General features: G+C 77.9%; 15 protein-coding genes. 4 read left to right on the forward strand and 11 right to left on the reverse strand.

Annotation, left to right across the window (positions count from 1 at the left end):
* Positions 1–58: 58 nt before the first annotated feature.
* Positions 59–1087 carry an LLM class flavin-dependent oxidoreductase gene (locus tag ACI8AA_RS03595; protein ID WP_457043153.1) on the reverse strand — a complete coding sequence of 343 codons (1029 nt, stop codon included), beginning with the start codon at positions 1085–1087 and terminating at the stop codon, positions 59–61.
* A 148-nt stretch (positions 1088–1235) separates the two neighbouring features.
* Complete coding sequence (locus ACI8AA_RS03600; protein WP_456939409.1) at positions 1236–1409, reverse strand: hypothetical protein; 174 nt, start codon at positions 1407–1409, stop codon at positions 1236–1238.
* A 212-nt stretch (positions 1410–1621) separates the two neighbouring features.
* Here ACI8AA_RS03600 and ACI8AA_RS03605 point away from each other — a divergent pair, with 212 nt between their 5' ends.
* Positions 1622–3271, forward strand: coding sequence for a glycoside hydrolase family 13 protein (locus ACI8AA_RS03605; protein WP_457043154.1), 1650 nt, complete (start codon positions 1622–1624; stop codon positions 3269–3271).
* A gap of 4 nt (positions 3272–3275) precedes the next feature.
* Positions 3276–3659: a YchJ family protein gene (locus ACI8AA_RS03610; RefSeq protein WP_457043155.1), complete on the forward strand. Its 384-nt coding sequence runs from the start codon at positions 3276–3278 to the stop codon at positions 3657–3659.
* Here the strand turns inward: ACI8AA_RS03610 and ACI8AA_RS03615 are convergent.
* Positions 3635–4309 (reverse strand): dienelactone hydrolase family protein, encoded by a 675-nt coding sequence (locus ACI8AA_RS03615; protein WP_457043156.1) that lies wholly within the window; start codon positions 4307–4309, stop codon positions 3635–3637. The two genes, ACI8AA_RS03610 and ACI8AA_RS03615, sit on opposite strands and share 25 nt — an antisense overlap.
* Positions 4310–4408: 99 nt before the next feature.
* Here ACI8AA_RS03615 and ACI8AA_RS03620 point away from each other — a divergent pair, with 99 nt between their 5' ends.
* Positions 4409–5587: a lycopene cyclase family protein gene (locus ACI8AA_RS03620; RefSeq protein ID WP_457043157.1), complete on the forward strand. Its 1179-nt coding sequence runs from the start codon at positions 4409–4411 to the stop codon at positions 5585–5587.
* On the opposite strand, the gene ACI8AA_RS03625 is transcribed toward ACI8AA_RS03620, so the two are convergent.
* The 5 genes from ACI8AA_RS03625 to ACI8AA_RS03645 all read right to left on the reverse strand — a co-directional run bounded on the left by ACI8AA_RS03625 (position 5553) and on the right by ACI8AA_RS03645 (position 9913).
* Complete coding sequence (locus tag ACI8AA_RS03625; protein ID WP_457043158.1) at positions 5553–7094, reverse strand: APC family permease; 1542 nt, start codon at positions 7092–7094, stop codon at positions 5553–5555. The genes ACI8AA_RS03620 and ACI8AA_RS03625 overlap by 35 nt on opposite strands.
* An 85-nt stretch (positions 7095–7179) precedes the next feature.
* The gene (locus tag ACI8AA_RS03630; protein WP_457043159.1) at positions 7180–7797 is read right to left on the reverse strand and encodes an SRPBCC family protein; all 618 of its coding nucleotides are present in this window, start codon (positions 7795–7797) and stop codon (positions 7180–7182) included.
* Positions 7794–8165, reverse strand: a complete 372-nt coding sequence (locus tag ACI8AA_RS03635) for an ArsR/SmtB family transcription factor (protein WP_457043160.1) — start codon at positions 8163–8165, stop codon at positions 7794–7796. Before ACI8AA_RS03635 ends, ACI8AA_RS03630 begins: the two co-directional genes overlap by 4 nt.
* Before the next feature lie 45 nt (positions 8166–8210).
* Positions 8211–9206 (reverse strand): Acg family FMN-binding oxidoreductase, encoded by a 996-nt coding sequence (locus tag ACI8AA_RS03640; protein WP_457043161.1) that lies wholly within the window; start codon positions 9204–9206, stop codon positions 8211–8213.
* 59 nt (positions 9207–9265) lie between these two features.
* Positions 9266–9913, reverse strand: coding sequence for a hypothetical protein (locus tag ACI8AA_RS03645; RefSeq protein WP_457043162.1), 648 nt, complete (start codon positions 9911–9913; stop codon positions 9266–9268).
* 87 nt (positions 9914–10000) lie between these two features.
* Between ACI8AA_RS03645 and ACI8AA_RS03650 the strand changes: the two genes are divergently transcribed.
* Positions 10001–12301, forward strand: a complete 2301-nt coding sequence (locus tag ACI8AA_RS03650; protein WP_457043163.1) for an ATP-binding protein — start codon at positions 10001–10003, stop codon at positions 12299–12301.
* Here ACI8AA_RS03650 and ACI8AA_RS03655 read toward each other — a convergent pair.
* The 3 genes from ACI8AA_RS03655 to ACI8AA_RS03665 all read right to left on the reverse strand — a co-directional run bounded on the left by ACI8AA_RS03655 (position 12276) and on the right by ACI8AA_RS03665 (position 13904).
* Positions 12276–12950 carry a hemerythrin domain-containing protein gene (locus ACI8AA_RS03655; RefSeq protein WP_457043164.1) on the reverse strand — a complete coding sequence of 225 codons (675 nt, stop codon included), beginning with the start codon at positions 12948–12950 and terminating at the stop codon, positions 12276–12278. The two genes, ACI8AA_RS03650 and ACI8AA_RS03655, sit on opposite strands and share 26 nt — an antisense overlap.
* A gap of 89 nt (positions 12951–13039) precedes the next feature.
* The gene (locus ACI8AA_RS03660) at positions 13040–13357 is read right to left on the reverse strand and encodes a hypothetical protein (RefSeq protein ID WP_457043165.1); all 318 of its coding nucleotides are present in this window, start codon (positions 13355–13357) and stop codon (positions 13040–13042) included.
* Between the two features lie 46 nt (positions 13358–13403).
* Positions 13404–13904, reverse strand: a complete 501-nt coding sequence (locus tag ACI8AA_RS03665) for a universal stress protein (RefSeq protein ID WP_457043166.1) — start codon at positions 13902–13904, stop codon at positions 13404–13406.
* Positions 13905–13938 lie beyond the last annotated feature (34 nt).

A 13938-nucleotide genomic window follows, 5' to 3' on the forward strand; every position in this document is an offset into this window, starting at 1 on the left:
GCCGCGGCCCCGCGGCACATCGGGGAAGGCCCGGAACCGCACCCGGAACCGACCCTGGTCAGCCCGCGGCGACCTTCGGGGCGACCTCGGTGCCCAGCAGCTCGATGCCGCGCAGCAGGTCCTCGTGGGCCAGGCGCGGGTTGGTCATCTGGATGGAGACCCGGTCCACCCCGCCCAGCTGGGCGGAGATCCGCAGCAGCTTCTCGGCCACGGTGTCGGGGTCGCCCGTGAAGAAGGCGCCGTCGGGCCCGCTGGTGGCGTCGAACTGCGCGCGGGTGGGCGCCCGGAAGCCGCGCTCGCGGGAGACCTTCGTGAACATCTCGTGCCAGCCCGGGTAGATCGTGTCCGCGGCGGCCCGGGTGCTGTCGGCGACGTAGCCGAACACGTGCAGCCCCACCTGCAGCCGCTCGGGCGCGTGCCCGGCCTGCGCGCCGGCCTGCCGGTACAGGTCGAACAGCGGCGCGAACTGCCGGGGCTCGCCGCCGATGACCGCGACCATGAGCGGCAGGCCGAGCAGCCCGGCCCGGACGAACGACGTCGGGGTGCCGCCCACGCCCACCCAGACGGGCAGCGGGTCCTGCAGCGGGCGCGGGTAGACGCCCTGGCCGGTGAGCGCCGGGCGGTGCCGGCCGGACCAGGTGACGTGCTCGGACTCCCGGATGCGCAGCAGCAGGTCCAGCTTCTCGTCGAACAGCTCGTCGTAGTCGGCCAGCGACAGGCCGAACAGCGGGAACGCCTCGGTGAACGAGCCGCGGCCGACGACGAGGTCGATCCGCCCGCGGCTGATGAGGTCGAGGGTGGCGAACTGCTGGAACACCCGGACCGGGTCGGCCGCCGACAGCACCGCGACGGCGCTGCCCAGCCGGATCCGCTCGGTGCGGGCGGCGGCCGCGGCGAGGATGACCGGCGGCGCGGAGTCGTAGTACTCGGGGCGGTGGTGCTCGCCGATGCCGAAGGAGTACAGCCCCACCCGGTCGGCCAGCTCGATCTCCTCGAGCAGGTGGGCCATCCGCTCCTCGGGACCCACGAGCCGGCCCGTCCGCGGGTCGGTCACCGCCGCCACGAAGCTGTCGACGCCGAGGTGCACGGCGGTCCTCCTCCCGGGGCGGGCGCCCCTGTCGTCGAGCACTCGGTCGTCAAGCGCTCAACGACCAGTGTTCCAGTCGCCCCCTACCCGCCGCACGCGCGAGCGCCCCTCCGGCCGGGAGCCGGAGGGGCGCTCGTGTGCACGGGTCCTAGGCGGCGGTGGTCGCCCGGTCGTCGGTGCGGGGGCGGGGCGCCGCTGGGCGGTCCTCGGCGCCGGCGCGCAGGCCGGCGAGGTGCCAGGCGGTGCAGTCGGGGCAGCTGGCGATCCAGACGTGCCGGGGGTGGCGGAAGCAGGCGGCTCGGTCGGCCGGAGAGCTGGACATGGTGCGGGTACTCCCTGCCGCCGGTCTGACGGCGGCTCGTGACTCGTGGGACGGGTGGTGCAACACGGACGGACCGCTCCCCCATCCGCGTGTGTGGGAGGACACGTGACAGCCCGCGTGCCTGCACATTCGGCGAGATGTGACGACGGGCACGTCACCCTTTGGCGGCGGGATGGTCACTCTCGACGACCGTGAATGCCGATCCTGGGCGCATGTCCGCTCGACTCGTCGCTGCCGGCAACGCCGCCGCGCAGCAGCCGTGGTCCCGGCCCGTCCCCCCGCCGGCGACCGAGGAGCAGCCCTGGTGGCGCTCGGCCGTCGTCTACCAGGTCTACCTGCGCTCGTTCGCCGACGGCAACGGCGACGGCATCGGTGACCTCGCCGGCCTGCGCGCCCGCCTGCCCTACCTGTCGTGGCTCGGCGTCGACGCGCTGTGGATCAACCCGCACTACCCCTCGGGCGGCGCCGACGGCGGCTACGACGTCGTCGACTACCGGGCGGTGGACCCCGAGTACGGGGACGTGTCCGACGTCGAGGCGCTGGTCGCCGACGCCCGCCGGCTGGGCCTGCGCGTCGTGCTCGACGTCGTCCCCAACCACACCTCCGACCGGCACCCCTGGTTCCAGGCGGCGCTGGCCGACCCCGACTGCCCCGAGGCCTCCCGCTACCACTTCGCGCCGGCGTCGGAGGAGCCGCCGAACAACTGGCGCTCGCTGTTCGGTGGGCCGGCCTGGTCGCGCACCCCGGACGGCCGCTGGTACCTGCACCTGTTCGCCCCCGAGCAGCCCGACCTCAACTGGCGCGACCCGGTCGTGGCCGAGGACTTCGAGCGGACCCTGCGCTTCTGGCTCGACCGCGGGGTGAGCGGCTTCCGCGTCGACGTCGCCTACGGCCTCCACAAGGACGCCGGCCTGCGCGACAACCCCGGCGAGTACTCCCCCACCCTGTTCGGCCACGGCCCCGAGCAGGCCATGACCTGGAACCAGCCCGAGGTGCACGACGTGTGGCGCCGCTGGCGGGCGATCTGCGACGAGTACCCGGACACCATGCTCGTCGGCGAGGTCTGCCTGGCCGACCTCGACGAGGTCGCCCTCTACTCGCGGCCCGACGAACTGCACCAGTCGCTGTCGTTCCGGCTGCTCAAGTCGAAGTGGGACACCCCGGCCTTCGCCGAGGCGATCAGCAGCGCGCTCGACGCCTTCGGCCGGGTGGGCGCGCCGGTGTCCTGGGTGCTCGGCAACCACGACAAGGACCGCATGGTCACCCGCTTCGGCGGCGGCGAGACCGGCCTGGCCCGGGCGCGCGCCGCGGCGCTGCTGCTGCTGTCGCTGCCCGGCTCGGCCTACGTCTACGCCGGCGACGAGCTCGGTCTGCCGCAGGCGCGCGTCCCCGACGAGGCCAAGCAGGACCCGATCTTCTTCCGCAGCGGTGGCGAGCGCGCCGGCCGCGACGGCTGCCGCGTCCCGATGCCGTGGAACGCCACCACCGGCGTCGGCTTCTCCCCCGACCGCTCCGCGAAGCCGTGGCTGCCGGTGCCCGCGGAGTGGAAGCGGCACGCCGTCTCGCGGCAGACCCGCGACTCCGGCTCGGTGCTGCACCTCTACCGGCAGGCGCTGGCCGTCCGCGCCGAGCACCCCGCGCTGGGCACCGGCGAGGCGACCGTCAGCACCCGCGGCGACGTCCTCACCGTGCGCTGCACCGGCGGCGGCCGCACCGTCCGCTGCGTGGTCAACATGGGCTCCGACACCGCGCTGGTCCGCTCGCGCGGACAGGTGCTGCTCGAGTCGGGCCCGGGTGTGCACACCTCGGCCCGCTCGGTGGCGCTGCCGCCGGACACGGCCGTCTGGATCGCCGGAGACTGAGGGCGTGAGCCCGGAGCGCTGCCCCTGCGGCACCGGCCTGGCCTACGCGGAGTGCTGCGGCCGCCTCCACGACGGGACGGCGGCCGCGGCCACCGCCGAGCAGCTGATGCGCTCGCGGTACAGCGCCTTCGCCGTCGGCGACGCCGCCTACCTGCAGGAGACGTGGGACCCGGCCACCCGGCCGCGCACGCTGGGGCTCGACCCGGCGGTGCGCTGGACCGGCCTGGAGGTGCTGACCACCACCGGCGGCGGCCTGTTCGACGCGGAGGGCACGGTGTCCTTCCGCGCGCACTCGCGCGCCGGTGGGGAGGAGCACGTGCAGGCCGAGCACAGCCGGTTCCGGCGCGCCGGCGGCCGGTGGGTCTACGTGGACGGCGCCCCCGCCTGAGGCGCCGGCAGCCAGCGGTCCAGCCAGCGCAGCGTGCGGTCGACGACCTGCTCCAGCGCGCCGGGCTCGGGGAACAGGTGGGTCGCCCCGGGGACGACGGTCAGCTCGGCCGGCCCGCCCAGCCGCGCGGCGGCCTCCCGGTTGAGCGCGAGCACCTGCTCGTCGGCGCCGCCGACGACGAGCAGCGTCGGCGCCCGCACCCGGACCAGCGCCTCCCCGGCCAGGTCCGGCCGGCCGCCGCGGGACACCACCGCGCCCACCCGGCCGGGCCGCTCGGCGGCGGTGAGGAGGGCCGCGGCCGCCCCGGTGCTCGCGCCGAACAGGGCCGGCGGCAGCCCGGCGGTCGCCTCCGCGCGGTCCAGCCGGTCGAGGGCCGCGGTCAGCCGGCCGGCCAGCAGGCCGACGTCGAAGCGCAGCGCACGGGTGCGGTCGTCGACCTCCTCCTCGGCGGGGGTGAGCAGGTCCAGCAGCAGGGTGGCCCACCCCGCCCGCTGCAGCGCGGCGGCCACCTGCCGGTTGCGCGGGCTGTGCCGGCTGCTCCCGCTGCCGTGGGCGAACAGCACCGCCCCGCGGGCGCCCACCGGCACGGCGAGGTCACCGGCCAGCACCGCCCCGGGTGCGGGCACCTCGACGGGGACCTCACCGGGCACGACCGTCCCTCCTCGGACGCTCGGCTCCCGGGTACCCGGTGGGGACCGGACCGACGCCCGGGTGTGGCGGGGAGCGGGCGGGTGTGGTGGTCTGCCGCGGTGCCCGCACCCGCTGCCGACGTCGTCGTCGCCGGGGCCGGGCCGGCCGGGCTGTCGGTGGCCGCCGCCTGCGCCGCCGCGGGCCTGCGCACGGTGGTGGTGGCGCCGGCGGTCCGCCCGTGGCCGGCCACCTACTGCCTGTGGGCCGACGAGCTGGCGGCCGCGGCCGCCCCGCTCGGGCTCGACCCGGCCGCCGTCGCGGCCACGTACGCCCCCACCGTCGTGCGCACCGCGGCCGGCGGCGAGCGGCGGCTGTCCCGCGGCTACGCCCGGCTGCGCAACGACGTCGTCACCGCCGCCCTGCTCGACCGGCTGCGCGCCGCCGGTGGCGAGGTGGTGACCGGCCGGGTGGCCGCGGTGGAGGCCGGGGAGGCCGCCGTCCTCGCCGACGGGCACCGGCTGGCCGCCCGCACGGTGCTCGACGCGCGCGGCGGCGGGCCGGGGACGGCCCAGCAGCGGGCCTGGGGCGAGGTGGTGGCCGGCCCGGTCGACGACGTCGTCCCGCCCGGCGGCGCGCTGCTCATGGACTGGACGGCGCTGGCCGACGCCGCCGCCCCGCCCGCGTTCCTCTACGGCCTGGCCCTCGACGACGGCACGGTGCTGCTCGAGGCGACCTCGCTGGCCGCCCGCCCGCCGGTGCCGCTGCCGGACCTGCGGGCCCGGCTGGACCGGTTCCTCGCCGCCCGCGGCCTGCGCCCGGCCGGGGAGCCCGAGCGGGTGGCGATCCCCCTGGACATCGCGCCGCGGTCCGCCGGCCCGGGGGTCCCGCTCGGCGCGTCCGCGGGGCTGGTGCACCCGGCCACCGGCTACAGCGTCGCATCCTCGCTGCGGCTGGGCCCGCGGGTGGCGGCCGCGCTCGCGGCCGGCGGGGACGCGCGCGCGGTGGTGCGGCGGGCCCGCCCCCGGACGACGGCGGCGCTGCTGGGCGTGGGCCTCGAGGTGCTGCTGCCGCTGGACACCCGCGCCACCGACGCCTTCTTCGCCGCGTTCTTCGCGCTGCCCGAGCGGGCCTGGGCGGCCTACCTGGACGTCGGCTCGCCGCCGGCCGCCGTCGCCGCGGCGATGGCCCGGGTGTTCGCCGCGCTGCCCGGGCCGCAGCGGGTGCGGCTGCTGCGCGGGGTGGCCGGCGGGTCGGCGCGCGGGCTCAGGCGGGCGTGGGCGGCGGCGTCGGGTCGATGACGGCGGCGTGCTCGGGCAGCACGCCGGTGCGCCGCCGCTGGCGCAGCAGGTACCACGCCAGGCCGACCGCGACGATCGCGCCGATGAACACCGGCGCGGCCCACTGCAGGTACCAGTGCGGCTCGCCGGTGGCGTTGTAGACCTCCCGCCGCGGCCAGGCCAGGTTGACCGCCATCCCGGCGCCCCACAGCACCGCGAGCACGTTGACCGGCAGGCCCAGGCGGCCGAGGGAGAACCGGCCCGGCGTCGGCCGGGGCCAGCGCCCGCGCAGCCGGGCGACCAGCATCGGCCCGGTCACCAGCAGGTACGCCAGGTAGATCATCACCACGGCGATGCTGGTCAGCGCGGTGAACACCTGCGGCTGGCGCACGTTGAGCAGCAGCACGCCGACGGCGAGCAGGCCGACCAGGACGGCGGGCACCACCGGCGTGCGCCGCCGCGGGTCGACGTGCGCGAGCCGGGCGGAGGCGGGCAGCGCGTTGTCGCGGGCCATGGCGAAGGTCATCCGGATCGCCGCGGTGTGCACCGCGAGGCAGCAGACGGTGACCGCGACGACGATGCAGACGAGGAACGCCTTCCCCAGGCCGGTGCCGGCCACCGACAGCAGGACGTACTGCAGGCCCCCGCTGCTGGAGGACAGCTGCGGGTCGGTGAGGTCGGGGGCGGCCATGAGCCCGAACAGCAGGATCAGCCCGCCGAGCACGAAGGACGCGGTGATCGCCCGCAGGATCGCCCGCGGCGCGGTGCGGCCCGGGTCGATCGTCTCCTCGCCGAGCGAGCTGGCGGTGTCGAAGCCGTACATGACGTAGCCCGACGCGAGCGCCGCGACGAGGAACGCGCCGAGGTAGCCCAGCGGCTCCCCCTCGCCCCGGCCGCCGGTGTCGAACAGCACGTCCTGCGGCCCGCGGGTGATCGCCAGGGCCAGGACGACGACGATCAGCACCGCGGCCACCAGCTCGATGAACACCCCGGCGCTGTTGATGCGCGCCATCAGCCGCACGCCGAAGGCGTTGACCAGGGTGGTGAACGTGATCAGCAGGCCGCCCAGCACGACGGCGTTGACGGCCACGTCGTAGGTGCCGGTCCCGTCGCCGACCAGCTGGAAGCCCGACCACAGCTGCGGCAGCGTGATCTGGTAGGCCAGCGCGGTCGCGGCGAGGGTGACGACCGAGGCGGTGAGCATCACCCAGCCGGCCAGCCACGACGTCGTCGCGCTGCCCAGGCGCTTGGTCCAGTTGTAGAGCGACCCGGCCACGGGGTAGCGGGCGGCCAGCTCGGCGAAGCACAGCGCGACCATGAGCTGCCCGGCGAAGACCATCGGCCAGGACCACACGTACGCCGGGCCGCCGGCGCCGAAGCCGAAGTAGAAGAGCTGGAACGTGCCGGTGAGGATCGAGATGTAGCTGACACCGGCGGCGAAGCTGGAGAACCGGCCGATGCTGCGGTCCAGGTGCTGCCGGTAGCCGAACTCCGCGAGCTGGGAACCGCCGTCGTCGGTGGGGCGCACGGGGGGCCTTCCGGGTGAGGGGTGCGGGCGCCCCACTGTGTCCGACGGCGCGGTCCCCGGCCAGCCGGGGACCGCGCCGCGTGGCTCAGCCGGCCGAGGGGGCGAACTGGGCCCGGGCCGCGGCCTCGCCCCCGGCGACCTCCTCGGGCGTCGCGGTGCCCGAGGCGGTCACCGTGTCCACCCACGCGTCGACCGACGCCGCGTTGAACCGGCGCACGTCCTCGCCGGCCTCCCACGCGACCGGGTCGGCGACGTCCTCCCCGCGCAGGTGCAGCGCCAGGCCGAGCAGCGCGACGTCCCAGCCCGGGCCCACGAACAGCGCGCCGGCGCCGCTGCCCGCGAGGGCCAGGGGGACGGTGTGCTCGAGCGCCAGGACGGTGCCCGCACCCGCCGGGGTCAACGAGACGGTGACGACGCTGACCGGCCCGCCCCAGGTGAGGACCAGGGTCGACGGCGGCGTGCACTCGCGGATCTCACCGTCGGCGTTGCCCTCGACGGTGAAGGTGCCGCCCGCCCGCAGGTCGCCGGTCACCGGCGCGAACCAGCGGGCCAGGCGGGCCGGGTCGGTGACCGCCTCCCACACGTCCTCGGGCGCGGCCGGGTACTCGCGGCGCACGGTGACGGCGACCAGCTCGTCGTCGCCCCCGCCCCGGCGGGCGACCTCTCGGGCGGTGTCGGCGATCTCGGCCAGCAGGTCTCTCACGGCTCCTCCTCGGGTGGGTGGTCCTGGGGCTGGGACTCGCGCAGGCGGCGCTCGCGCTCCCCCCGCGCGAGCTCGGTGGCGAGTGCGTCGAGGTGCCGGTCCCAGGTGCGGCGGAACCGCTCGAGCCACCGGTCGACGTCCTGCAGCGGCGCGGGCTCGACGGCGTACAGCCGCCGCGCCCCCTCGGCGCGGACCCGGGCGAAGCCGTTCTCCCGCAGCACCCTCAGGTGCCCGGACACGGCCGGCTGGGTGATCCCGAACTCCCGGCGGACGACGGCGGTGACCTCCCCGGCCGACAGCTCACCGTCGGCGAGGAGCTCGAGGATCCGCCGCCGGACCGGGTCGCCCAGGACGTCGAACGCGTGCACGGGAGGAGTGTTCAGTCTCAGCTGATATCAGTCAAGACCTATAGATCAGCCGAAGGTGAGCACCTCCGCGACCGGCCGGCGGTTGGTCGTCGGGCTGCGGTCCCCGGACGGGTACCCGAGCCGCATCAGCATCTGCGGGTGGCCGACCAGCGACAGCCGCGAGCGCAACTGCGCGCGGGTGGCCGGCCAGTCGAGCGCCTGGGTCAGCGGGGAGGCCGCGAGCCCGGCGGCGGTCACCTCGAGCAGCACCCGGCCGAGTGCCCGCCCGGCGGTGAGCCAGGCCCGCCGGTCGTCGCCGTCGGTGCCCAGGAGCAGCACGGTGGGGCGCTCGACGTCCGGCGGCGGCGCGTCGGGGTCCGGGTCGCCGGGCCGGCCGGCCGGTCGCGACCCGACCACGAAGTCGCGGACCAGCCAGTTCGACGGCCGGGTCGCCGGGTCCTCCCCGGGCACCGCCCCGACCGGGATGCCGTCGGGCGCGGCCGGGTCGGTGCGCAGCCACCGCTGCAGCTCGGCGAGGTACTCGGGCTCGCGCTGCTCGACCTCCTCGGCGCGGGACAGCAGGAAGGTCGTGGTGACCTCCTCGTCCTCCCCGCTGATCCGCTTCACCCAGACCCGGAACGCCCCGGCGGCGGCCTGCAGCCGGTCGACCACCCCGTCCGGGACGGCCTGCGGCAGGAACGGCGCCCGCTCGGTGTGCCGGGCGCCGATGGCGTCGGCCAGGGCGCGGTCGGCGTCGTCCGGGGGACGGCCGCCGGTGACGGTGAGGACGGCCAGCAGGTCGGGGTCGGCCGGGTCGGGCAGCTCCTCGACGGCGGTGCCGTGCCCGGCGGCCGCGAGCGCGACGACGGCGAACTCGACGGCGACGCCGCAGCTGACCACCCGTTGCCGGCCGCTGGGATCGAGGGCGGGCAGCGCCCGCGCGGGGTCGGTGCGGACCTCCAGCCGGTCGCCGGACGCGGTGAACCGCCACGGCTGCGTGTTGTGGATCGACGGGGCCCGGGTCGCGGCCTCCACCACACGCGTCCACTCCTGCTGGTCCACCGTCGTCCTCCCGTCGTCCGTGCGTCCCGTGCAGGACCTGCCTACCCCATCCCCGCAGGTCACACCGCGCGGACCGCCGGGGCCTGCCGGAGCCGCGCGGCGAGGAGGACGACGACGCCGCGGCCGGTGACCGCCGCCATCGTCAGGGCCATCGCGAGGCCGCCGAGGACGCCGATCGCGGCGACCGGCACCGGGTCCTGCCCCGGCTGCCACAGCGGTGTGGTGACGGCGGTGAACACGAGCAGGCCGGCGAGCCAGGCCAGCGCGGTGCACGCGATCCAGCGGCCGGCGCGGGGCACGTGCCGGCGCAGGACCGTCCACTGGGCGGCCCCGATGACGGTGAGCAGCAGCGCCGCCGCGAGCAGGGCCAGGGGCACCTGCACGGCGAGCGGCAGGTCGAGCACCCCGGACGCCCAGGTGCTCGGCGCCGTCCCGAGACACCACGCGACGACGGCGGCCGCGGCGGTGCGCAGCGTCCAGTCGCGGCGGGACAGGTCGGGCAGCACGGGGGCGAGCACGGCGGCCTGCGCCGCGCCGAGCAGCGCCCCCTCGGCCGCGCCGGCGGCGGCGAGCACCGCGAGGGCCGCGGGGCCGGGCAGGTCGGCGGCGCCGAGCAGCACCGCGGTCACCGGCACCAGGAACCCCAGGGCCTCGCCGGCGGTGACCACGAGCAGCCAGCGCCGCCACAGCGCGGTCGGGGTGGTCACCGGGGCAGCGTGCCGGGCGGACGCGCGCGTTCCGTAGGGCCGGAGGTCCCGGCCCGCCGGGCCCGCCGGCCAGTACCCTCCCGGCCGGTGAGCGCCCCTCCGTCCGACCCCGGCCCCGTGGCAGCGCTGCTGCGCCGGTGGCGGACGGCGGCCGCGCTCACCCAGGAGGAGCTCGCCGCCCGGTCCGGGCTCACCGCCAAGGCGGTGAGCGCGCTGGAGCGGGGCGAGCGGCGCCGCCCCCACCCGCACACCGTGCGCGCGCTCGCCGACGCCCTCGGCCTCGACGCCGCCGACCGCGCCGCCCTGACCGCTGCCGCCCGCCCGGCCGACCGCGGGCTCGCGGCGGGCCCCCTCCCGCCGCCCGCGGCGCCGGTGTTCGGCCGCGAGGACGACGTCGCGGAGGTGGCCGCGCTGCTGCGGTCGGGCACCGCGCGGCTGATCACGCTCACCGGCCCCGGCGGGGTGGGCAAGACGACGCTGGCGCTGGCCGTGGCGCGAGAGGTGGCGGCCGCGTTCCCCGACGGCGTGACGGTCGTCGAGCTCGCCCCGGTGCGCGAACCGGGGCTGGTGCTGCCCACCCTGGCCCGCGCGCTCGGCGGGCGGCAGCTGGCGGGGCCGGTCGCCGACGCGGTGGCCGCCCGGATCGGCGACCGGCGGCACCTCGTCGTCCTCGACAACGTGGAGCACGTGCTCGACGCCGCGCCGGAGGTCGCGGAGCTGCTCGGGCGCTGCCCGGGCCTCGCGGTGCTGGCCACCAGCCGGGCACCGCTGCGGGTGCGGGCGGAGCGGGAGCGCCCGCTCGCGCCCCTCCCGGTGCCGGCGGGCTCCGGCGCCGCGGCCGTGGCCGCCTCCCCCGCCGCCCAGGTGTTCCTCGACCGGGCGGCGGCCGCCGGGCGCCCGGTCGTCCTCACCGACGCCACCGCCGCCGACGTCGCCGCGATCTGCCGGCGCCTCGACGGGCTGCCCCTGGCCCTGGAGCTGGCCGCCGCGCACGCCCGCTACCTGCGGCCGGCCGCACTGCTCGGCCGGCTGGACGAGGCGCTCGGGTCCGGCGGCGCCCGGGACCTGCCCGAGCGACAGCGCACGATGCGGGCCGCGCTCGACTGGAGCCACGACCTGCTCACCGCCGCGGAGCAGCGGCTGCTGCGCCGGCTGGCCGTCCTCGCAGGCGGCTTCTCCCTCGACACCGCGCGGGCGGTGGCCGGCGTCCCCGACGTCCTACCCGCCCTGGGCGGCCTGGTCGAGCAGTCCCTGGTCGTCCCCGAGGACGGGCCCGAGGCCCGCTACCGGCTGCTGGAGCCGGTACGGCAGTACGCCGCCGCGCGCCTGGCCGACGCCGGGGAGACCGACCTGGCCGCCGACCGCGCGACGGCCGCCGTCCTCGACCTCGCCGCAGGCGCGGAGACCGGGCTGACCGGGCCGGAGCAGGGCGCCTGGCTCGACCGGCTGGAGCGCGACCACGGCAACCTGAGCGCGACGCTCGGCCGGCTGGTGGCCGCCGGCCGGTCCGCCGACGCCGCCCGGCTGGTGCGGGCGACCTGGCTGTACTGGGCCGTGCGCGGCGACGTCGCCGAGGGCCTGGGCTGGGTGGCCCGCGTCGATCGCGCCGGCCTCGAGCCGGTCGACGACGCCCGCCTGCTGCTCGCCCTCGCCGCGCTGCGCTACGCCGCCGGTGACGTCCCCGGCACGGCGGAGGCGGCGGCCGGAGCGGCGACGGCCGCAGCGGACGCCGGCGCCGGGGACCTGCGCGCCCTGGCGCTGGTGCTCACCGGCTCGGCCGCGGTCTTCCGCGGCGACCTCGGCACCGCCGGCCGCGACCTGGACGAGGCGCTGCGGCTGGCCGCGGAGACCGGCGAGGCGTGGGCGCGGGTGCACGCCGTCGTCGCCCAGGGGCAGCTGCTGCTGCAGGCGGGCGACCTCGCCGGCGGGACGGCGGCGCTGGCCGACGCCGAGCGGCTGGCCCGCGAGCTCGGCAGCCCGTTCAGCCTGGCGACGCTGCTCAACGTGCAGGCCTCGCTGGCCGCGCTCGCCGGCGACGAGGACGCCGCCTTCGACCGGTGGGCGGAGGCGGCCGGCCTCGCCGCGGAGGTCCGCACCTCGTGGACGCTGGCCTACACGCTGCCCGGGCTGGCCGCCGTCGCCTCCTCCCGCGGGCTGCCCGAGCTCGCGGCGCAGCTGTTCGCCGCGGGGTCGGCGACGGCGGAGGCGGCGGCGGTCGCGGTGGCCTTCCCGCCCGACGTCGCGCTGGCCGCCCAGGAGCTGCCGGCGGTGCGGGCGGCGCTCGGCGAGGAGGCGTTCGCCCGGGCCTGGGACGCCGGCCGACTGCTGCGCCCGGAGGACGTCCCGGCCCTCGCCGCGGCGATCAGGCGGGCCCGCGGACCTCGCTGACGTAGCGGCGGTACCGCCGGGCGAAGACCGTCCGCAGCAGCACCCGGACCGGGAACGGGACGACGTGCAGCATCATCGTCCGCTCGTCGGGGTCGCACTCCTCCAGCAGCGCGCCGAACAGCAGCGGCAGCTCCCGCACCGACATCTCGCCCTTGCCGTGCTCGCCGAGCCGCGCCCACTCCGCCTGCGTGACGTGCCGCTGCGCCAGGGGCAGGATCTCGGTCTCCTCCTCGGCCAGGTGCTCGGCCAGGACGGCGCCCAGCGCCTCGACGGTGGACGCCACCTCCTCGGCCACCGCCGGCCGCGCCTCGACCTCCCAGCGGTCCAGCGCCGGGCCGAGGGCGCCGATCAGCCGCTCGACCTCGGCGTGCTGGGCCTCCATGCGGTGGACGACGGCGGCGTCGGGCGGGCAGCGCTCGAGCAGCTTCGGCCAGAGCAGGTCGTCCTCGGCGGTGTGGTGCAGGTGCAGGCCGAGCAGCACCATCCGGGCGTGCCGGGCGAGGACGGCGGCGCGGGCGGTGTCGCCGGGGCCGACGGCGCGCACGAGCCCGGGGAGCAGGCCGAACTCGCGGCGGAAGGCGCGGTGGACGACGTACATGTCGCGGACGTCGGCCATCGGGACGGTGGGGGCAGGAGCGGTGTTCGTCATGGCGGCGAGCCTGTCGGCGGGGCCGCGCCGATCCCACCCACAGCAGCCCCACACCGCCCCCACGGTCCATCCGTGGGGGTGTGCAGGGGTCAGCTCTCGGAGGCGTGGTGGTGGAAGCGCCGCCACGGGTGCCGGCGGGCCGTCGGGGGCTCGGGGTGCCGCACCTCGTCCGGCGGCGGCCCCGCGGCCTCCGCCGCCGCGCCGGCCTGGGCGGCCCGGCGGGGGGTGGGCGGCCGGGTGCTGTCGGCCAGCCGCTCGCGGCTGAGCTGGTGCTGCAGGCCGAGCGGGTCGCAGCGGTGGCCGCGCGCGGCGACGTCGTGCTGCGCCTCCCACTGCGCGATGAGCTTCTCGTCGAGCGACATCTCGCGACGCACCGGCTCCTCGGGCGGGCGGGCGGTCGGGTCCATGGTTCCCCCTCTCACCCCCGGGGCCGTCCCCCGGGGGACGCAGGCGTCAGGGCGCGGCGGCTGCGCCGGACCCCACGGCCTCGGCGGGGCCGCGGCGCACCGCGTCGGGCCGCACGACGGTCACCGGGCAGGGCGCCGCGCGCAGCACCGAGGACGCGACCGAGCCGAGCAGCCGCCCGCGGGCGCCGCCCCTCCCCCGCGCCCCCAGGACCAGCAGCTCCGCGCCCTCGGTCGCGGCCAGCAGCGCGTCGACCGGCGCCCGGTGCACCGCGCGGCAGGTCACCGCGACCTCCGGCGGCACGCCGGCCGCGGCGACGTCGTCGGCGAGCGCCTGCTCCACCGCCCGCTCCCAGTCGGCCAGCGGCGGCACGTAGGCCGGTTCCCAGGTGTCCGGGCGGGGTGCGGTCGGCATGCTCCACGCGCGCACGGCGGTCAGCGGCATGCCGGTGCGGGCGGCCATCCGGCCCGCCCAGGCGAGCGCGGCCCGGGCGCACGCCGAGCCGTCCACCCCGACGACCACCCCAGCGGGCCCGGCTCCCGAGGTCACGGCACAGCCCCCCTCAGCACCGGTCACCGGTGGC

This window comes from Geodermatophilus sp. SYSU D01180, assembly GCF_054050415.1.